This window comes from Streptomyces sp. ATLC9, assembly GCF_057196705.1.
Genome location: NZ_JBXUOY010000319.1, coordinates 1 through 5,421, shown reverse-complemented (window position 1 = coordinate 5,421; position 5,421 = coordinate 1). Strand labels below are relative to the sequence as shown.

The 5,421-nt window shown below is 75.2% G+C and carries 5 protein-coding genes; 3 read left to right on the top strand and 2 right to left on the bottom strand.

The window, feature by feature from the left end; all coding sequences use genetic code 11:
• Nucleotides 1-1,365 (bottom strand): ATP-dependent helicase (locus AC2CJA_RS23560; protein ID WP_484604691.1); only part of this gene is annotated, 1,365 nt, incomplete at its 3' end.
• A gap of 24 nt (nucleotides 1,366-1,389) precedes the next feature.
• On the opposite strand from AC2CJA_RS23560, the gene AC2CJA_RS23555 reads away from it, so the two are divergent.
• Nucleotides 1,390-1,554 carry a hypothetical protein gene (locus tag AC2CJA_RS23555; RefSeq protein ID WP_484604689.1) on the top strand — a complete coding sequence of 55 codons (165 nt, stop codon included), beginning with the start codon at nucleotides 1,390-1,392 and terminating at the stop codon, nucleotides 1,552-1,554.
• Nucleotides 1,555-1,574: 20 nt separating this feature from the next.
• On the opposite strand, the gene AC2CJA_RS23550 is transcribed toward AC2CJA_RS23555, so the two are convergent.
• Nucleotides 1,575-1,970, bottom strand: coding sequence for an MGMT family protein (locus AC2CJA_RS23550; protein ID WP_484604688.1), 396 nt, complete (start codon nucleotides 1,968-1,970; stop codon nucleotides 1,575-1,577).
• 323 nt (nucleotides 1,971-2,293) lie between these two features.
• Here AC2CJA_RS23550 and AC2CJA_RS23545 point away from each other — a divergent pair, with 323 nt between their 5' ends.
• Nucleotides 2,294-4,858 carry a lysylphosphatidylglycerol synthase transmembrane domain-containing protein gene (locus tag AC2CJA_RS23545; protein ID WP_484604690.1) on the top strand — a complete coding sequence of 855 codons (2,565 nt, stop codon included), beginning with the start codon at nucleotides 2,294-2,296 and terminating at the stop codon, nucleotides 4,856-4,858.
• A 96-nt stretch (nucleotides 4,859-4,954) separates the two neighbouring features.
• Nucleotides 4,955-5,362 (top strand): TOBE domain-containing protein, encoded by a 408-nt coding sequence (locus tag AC2CJA_RS23540; protein WP_484604687.1) that lies wholly within the window; start codon nucleotides 4,955-4,957, stop codon nucleotides 5,360-5,362.
• The last annotated feature ends 59 nt before the right edge of the window (nucleotides 5,363-5,421 follow it).

Genomic DNA, 5,421 nt, shown 5'->3' with positions numbered 1-5,421 from the left:
GGCCCGGTCCGCTCCGGCGGCGTCCGCCACGGCGGCCCGCGCCGCCACCCGCAGCGCGGTCAGCAGGGGCACCACCGCCGGCTCCCGGCTCAGCGGCACGTCGTCGCCGTCGGTCTCCACCGGGACGCCGGCGGCCGTCAGCACCCGCCGCACCGCGGGGATGGTGCGGTGGCCGGCGCGCACCAGCACCGCCATCTCCCGCCACGGCACGCCCTCCTCCAGCCGGGCGCGGCGCAACAGGTCGGCGATGTTCTCCAGCTCGGCCCCGGGAGTCGGGTAGGTGTACACCTCCACCCGGCCGCCCTCCCGGGCCGCCGACAGCCCCCGGTGGGCGCGGACGGCCTCGGCCGGGAGCCGGGTGAGCGGCATGCGGAGGGTGATCCGCCGGGTGGCCTCCAGCACCGCCGAGGCCGAGCGGCGGCCGGTGCGCAGCACCGCCACCGGGGCCGGGGCCCCGTCGCGCCGCCGGAAGACGCGGGGGAAGTCGAGGATGCCGTTGACGTCCGAGCCGCGGAAGGCGTAGATCGCCTGGTCGGGGTCGCCGAAGGCGACCAGGGTGCGGCCCTGCCCGGCCAGTGCGCGCAGCAGCCGCACCTGCGCCGGGTCGGTGTCCTGGTACTCGTCGACGTAGACCGCGTCGTAGCGCGCGGCCAGCTTCGCCCCCACGTCGTCCCGTTCGGCGAGCAGCACCGCGCGGTGGACCAGCTCGGCGTAGTCGAGCACGCCCTGGAGATCGAGCACGTCGAGGTACTCGGCCAGGAAGGCCGCGGCGGCCCGCCAGTCGGGGCGGCCGGCACGGCGGGCGAAGGCGTCCAGCGCGTCCGGCCCCAGCCCCAGCTCGCGGCTGCGGGCGAGGACGGCCCGCAGTTCGTCGGCGAAGCCGCGCGTGGTCAGGCAGGCGCGCAGTTCCTCGGGCCAGCGGGCCAGCTCCCGGCCGGTGTCCTCCAGCCCGGTCTGGCCGACCAGCAGTTCGCGGATGCGCAGGTCCTGCTCGGGTCCGGACAGCAGCCGCAGCGGTTCGGCGAACAGATCGGCGTCCTGATGGGCGCGCACCAGGGCGTAGCAGTAGGAGTGGAACGTCGTGATCTGCGGAGTCCGCGGCGCGGGGCCGGGCAGGCGGGCCGCCATCCGGTCCCGCAGTTCGACCGCCGCCTTGCGGCCGAAGGTCAGCACGAGGACGCGTTCCGGGTCGCCACCGCGGCCTACGCGCTCGGCGACGGACTCCACCAGGGTGGTGGTCTTGCCGGTGCCCGGGCCGGCCAGGACGAGCAGCGGTCCGCCGCGGTGGTCAACCACCGAACGCTGGGCCGCGTCCAAGGCAGGGAGACTCGCCGGACCGGGCGGGGTACGCACCAACCGGTACATATCGGACTTGTGGGAGGAACTCACGTGGATCGCCGGTCCTGGTCGCTGTGCTGGATGGTGCAGACGGTACGCGAGGGGGCGGCCGTGGCGCACGGTGTCGCGCCCGCACGCCACCGTGCCCCGTTCGGACGGCTCGCCGCGCGCACGGCGGCGTGCGCGGCGAGCCGTGGCGGAAGCTGGTACGCGTGAGGAGTCCCACACCCCCGGGGTCAGGCGCGCCGGGCGGGCCGCTCGCGGCCGCCGGGTCCGCCCCCGCTCCCCCCCTCGTCCCCGTCCCACCGGGCACGGCGCATGTCGACGCGTACCGCCGGGGCGGCGCCGGCCGTACCGTCCCGGCCCCCGCGCAGCGGGGTGCCCTCCTGGCGGTAGCGCGCCAGCGCCCGGCCATCGTGGCAGGGCGGCGGCGTTCCGTCGGCCCGCACCACGCGCCACCACGGCACCGCGCCGCCGTACAGGGACATCACCCGGCCCACCTGCCGCGGGCCGCCCTCCTCCAGCCACTCGGCCACGTCGCCGTACGTCATCACCCGGCCGGGCGGGATGCGCTCCACCACGGCCAGCACCCTCTCCGCGTAGTCCGGCAGCTCGCCGGCGGGTCCGGTCATGGCGGCCATGGTGCCCCATGCCGCCGCCGGCCCGCAGGGGTGGCGGCTCGCGGGCCGACACGACACGCGCAAACTCGGCTTTCCGCGGAGAAAAGCGACCTCCCTCACCGGCCCGCCACCTCCTCGTGCCACCATCGTCCCGGCGGTGACAGGTGATACGAGAGCGAAAAGGGGCCGGGGAACGGCCCGAGGAACAGGGCGGGCCCCCTCCGCGGGAGGAGCCCCGTTCCGATCGCTCCTTGCCGCGCACCGGCGGCCCCGGCCGACAGGCGCACTCCCAGAGGGAGGCCGGCGGGGCCGGTGAGGAGAGGAGCCAGGAGCACATCGAGGGCGACGAGCCGATCCTCCCCGCCCGGGTGCACCGCCCCTCCGACCTGATGCGGCTGCTGCTCGGGGTCCTCGGCATCGCCGTCGTCCTGGTCGTCGCCGCCTTCGCCCACGGCACCACCGCCGGCCTGGAGCAGGACATCGGCAAGGGGGCGGGCCAGGCCCCTCCCCTGCTGATCAGCTTCGCCGGCTTCGCCTCCAGCGTCGCCGTGCTCATCGTGCCGGTGGCCTTCGCGCTGGAGCGGCTGGTCAAACGCGACGGGCTGCGGATCGCCGACGGCGTCCTCGCCGCCGTCCTGGCGCACGGCGTGTCGCTCGCCACCGACCTGTGGGTCGCCGAGCAGGCCCCCGGCTCCGTCCAGAACGCGCTGACCAGCCCGGCCCCCCAGGGCGGACTCACCGACCCGGTGCACGGCTATCTGGCCCCCGTGATCGCCTACATGACGGCCGTCGGCATGGCGCGCCGGCCCCGCTGGCGGGTGCTGCTGTGGGCGGTGCTGCTGCTGGACGCCTTCGCGGTGCTGGTCGGCGGATACACCACGCCGTTCTCGATCCTGGTCACCGTGCTGATCGGCTGGACAGTCGCCTACGGCACCCTCTACGCCGTCGGCTCCCCCAACGTCCGCCCCACGGGCCAGAACCTGCTGGGCGGGCTGCGGCGGGTGGGCTTCAGGCCGGTGAGGGCCCTGCACCTGGACCCCGTCGGCCCCGCGGATCCCGAGCAGAGCGAGCAGAACGACCGGGCCCGGCGCTATCTGGTCACCCTGGAGGACGGCCCGCCGCTCGACGTCACCGTCGTGGACCGCGAGCAGCAGGCACACGGCTACTTCTACCGCGCCTGGCGCCGTCTCGCGCTGCGCGGCATCACCCAGCGCCGCAGCCTCCTCTCGCTGCGGCAGGCGCTGGAGCAGGAGGCCCTGCTGGCATACGCGGCCATCGCCGCCGGGGCCAACGCCCCGAGGCTGATCGCCACCTCCGAGCTGGGCCCCGACGCCGTCATGCTCGTCTACGAGCACGTCGAGGGGCGCGGTCTGGGCTCCCTGCCCGACGAGGAGGTCACCGACGAGCTGATGCGCGCGGTCTGGCGGCAGGTGCGCGCACTCCAGTCGCGGCGGATCGCCCACCGCCGGCTGGAGGACGACGCCCTGCTGGTGAGCTCTTCCGGCGAGGTGTTCCTCACCGACCTCAGCGCCGGCGAGATCGCGGCCGGCGACCTGGTGCTGCGGATGGACGTGGCACAGCTGCTGACCACCTTCGGCCTGCGCGTCGGCGCCGAGCGCTCGGTCGCGGCGGCGGTGGAGGTGCTCGGCCCGGACGCGGTGGCCGACAGCCTCCCGCTGCTCCAGCCGATCGCGCTCAGCCGCGGCACCCGCGCCACCCTGCGCAGACTGGCCAAGGAACGGGCGCAGCGCGAGCGGGAGGCGGCCATCGAGGCGTCCCGCCACAGCCGCGAGACCCGCCATGCCCAGGGGCACGCGCCCGCCGGCGACCGGAGGTCGCTCCGGGCGGAGAAGCACGCCGAGAAGCAGGCCGTCATGGAGGCCCTGGAGGAGGCGCGCGAGGAGGACCTGCTGGCACAGATCCGCGGGCAGGTGCTGCTGATCCGGCCGCAGGCCCCGATACAGCCGGCCCGGCTGGAGCGCGTCCGGCCGCGTACGCTGGTCAGCTTCATCGCCGGGGCCTTCGCCGCTTACTTCCTGCTCTCCCAGCTCACCCACGTGAGCTTCCGGCAGGTCGTCGTCGAGGCGAACTGGGGCTGGGTGGCCGCCTCGCTGCTGTTCTCCGCCCTGACGTACTTCGCGGCGGCGATGAGCCTGCTCGGTTTCGTGCCCGAGAAGGTCCCCTTCCCGCGCACGGTGATCGCCCAGGTGGCGGGCTCCTTCGTCAAGCTGGTGGCGCCGGCGGCGGTCGGCGGGGTCGCGCTCAACACCCGCTTCCTGCAGCGCGCCGGGGTCCGGCCCGGCCACGCGGTCGCCAGCGTCGGCGCCTCCCAGCTGTTCGGTCTGGGCAGTCACGTCCTCCTGCTGCTGGTCTTCGGCTACCTGACGGGCACGGAGCGGACCCCGACCCTCTCCCCGTCCCGCACGGTGATCGCGGGGCTGCTGACGGTGGCGGTGCTGTCCCTGATCGTGACGGCGGTCCCGGCACTGCGGAAGTTCGTGGTGGAGCGGGTGCGGGCGCTGTTCGCCGGCGTCGTCCCGCGGATGCTGGACGTGGTCCAGCGTCCGCAGAAGCTGCTCAGCGGTATCGGCGGCATGCTGCTGCTGACGGTGTCGTTCGTGCTGTGCCTGGACGCCTCGGTCCGCGCCTTCGGCGGCGAGCTGAGCTACGCGAGCATCGCGGTGGTCTTCCTGGCGGGCAACGCGCTGGGCTCGGCCGCGCCCACCCCGGGCGGTCTGGGCGCGGTGGAGGCGGCGCTGATCGCGGGTCTGATCGCGTTCGGGCTGCCGCAGGAGATCGCCACCCCGGCGGTCCTGCTCTTCCGCCTGATGACCTTCTGGCTGCCGGTCCTGCCCGGCTGGCTCTCCTTCACCCACCTCACGCGCCGGAAGGCGCTCTGACCTCCTGGGCACGTTCACCGGCCTCTCTCGCGGATACGAACCCCTGGACCCGGCCACCCTTGCATACGCCAACCCTCGAACCGTAATGTCACGCACATGCGTTCCTATTCCATGGGCCGGGCGGCCCGGCTGCTCGGCGTCAGTCCCGACACGGTGCGCCGCTGGGCGGACGCCGGACGGCTGCCCACCCGCCGGGACGAGGGCGGCAGACGGCTGGTGGCGGGTGAGGACCTGGCCGCCTTCGCCGCCGCCCTCGCCTCGGAGGGCCCCGGCGGCTCCGACAGGGACGAGGACGGGCCGCACACCAGCGTCCGCAACTCCTTCCCCGGGATCGTCACCGCCGTCCGCCTCGGCGACGTCGCGGCCCAGGTGGAGATCCAGGCCGGGCCCCACCGGCTGGTCTCCCTGCTGACCCGGGAGGCCGTGGAGGAGCTGGGGCTGGTGGTCGGCATGGAGGCCGTGGCCCGGGTGAAGGCCACCAACGTGCACGTCGACCGGGCGTGAGGCGGCCCGGCGTGCCCGACGCGGCCGGTACGCGCGCACCCCGCCGGCCGCGCGCGGCC

What these genes read in the sequence shown, in the direction of transcription:
- AC2CJA_RS23550 (WP_484604688.1), bottom strand. Translation starts at nt 1,970, where the DNA reads ATGACCGGACCCGCCGGCGAGCTGCCGGACTACGCGGAGAGGGTGCTG.
- AC2CJA_RS23540 (WP_484604687.1), top strand. Translation starts at nt 4,955, where the DNA reads ATGCGTTCCTATTCCATGGGCCGGGCGGCCCGGCTGCTCGGCGTCAGT.